General features: G+C 68.3%; 2 protein-coding genes. Both read right to left on the reverse strand.

Features of this window, described 5'->3' with window-relative positions; all coding sequences use genetic code 11:
* Positions 1-668: IS3 family transposase (locus tag ACWD6N_RS37790; RefSeq protein WP_450006776.1), on the reverse strand; the 668-nt coding region annotated here is incomplete at its 3' end.
* A complete protein-coding gene (locus tag ACWD6N_RS37795; protein WP_450006778.1) occupies positions 665-982 on the reverse strand; it encodes a transposase in 318 nt (105 codons plus the stop codon). The genes ACWD6N_RS37790 and ACWD6N_RS37795, both read right to left, overlap by 4 nt.
* Between the last annotated feature and the right edge of the window lie 51 nt (positions 983-1,033).

The following is a 1,033-nucleotide window of genomic DNA, read 5'->3' on the forward strand; positions in this document are numbered from 1 at the left end:
GCGACAGCGCCGGCCTCGGCGAGCCGCTGGCTGTAGCGAATCGCTCGATACTGGACTCCCCTGTCCGAGTGATGGACCAGTTTGCGCAGGTCAGCACCCTGACTCTCGCGGCGCCAGATCGCCATCTTCAGCGCGTCGAGAGCCAGATCCGTGTAGAGCGACGTGGCGACCTGCCAGCCGACGATCATGCGGGAGTACACGTCGAGGACGAACGCGGCGTACACCCAGCCCACGCTGGTGCGCACGTAGGTCAGGTCGGCGACCCACAGGTGGTTCGGCCGCACTGCGGTGAAGTCACGTTTGACCAGGTCAGCAGGGCGGCCGGTCTCGGCTGCGGGCCGGGTCGTGCGCGGCGACTTGTCGCGCAGCAGCCCGCGCAGCCCGGACTCACGCATCAGCCGCTCCACGGTGCACCGGGCCACTCGCACACCGCGTCGGCGCAGCTCGTGCCACACCTTGCGAGCGCCGTAGACACCGTAGTTCTCCGCGTGGATCCGCTCGATCATCGCCGTCAGCTCCTCATCGCGCCGCGACCGGGCCGAGGCCGGGCGGGTCTTGGCGGCGTAGTAGGTCGACGGTGCGATCTGTGCCGGCGTGTCTTGCAGCGCCTGCAGGACCGGCTGGACACCGTGTTCGACCCGCTGGGAGTCGACGAAGTCGACCTTCATCGCGACGGACGGTCCAACTCCGCCGCGAAGAAAGACGCCGCGGACTTCAGGATCTGATTCGCCCGCCGCAGCTCACGATTCTCCCGTTCCAACACTGCGAGGCGTTCGGCGTCGCTGCTGGTGGTGCCCGGCCGGTCACCGGCGTCGGTCTCGGCCTTCTTCACCCACGTGCGCAACGCCTCCGGATGAACCCCGAGCTGACCGGCGATCCGCCGGATCGCTCCGACCGCGGACGCCGGGTCCCGGCGGGCCTCGACGGCCAACCGCGTCGCACGCTCACGCAGCTCATCGTTGTACTTCTTCGGTGCGGGCATCGCTGGTTTCCTCCCAGGTTTCGATGTCTCCATCAAACCCGGTACGGGACA

It is taken from the genome of Micromonospora sp. NPDC005163, from assembly GCF_053599835.1.

What these genes read in the sequence shown, in the direction of transcription:
- ACWD6N_RS37795 (WP_450006778.1), bottom strand. Translation starts at nt 982, where the DNA reads ATGCCCGCACCGAAGAAGTACAACGATGAGCTGCGTGAGCGTGCGACG.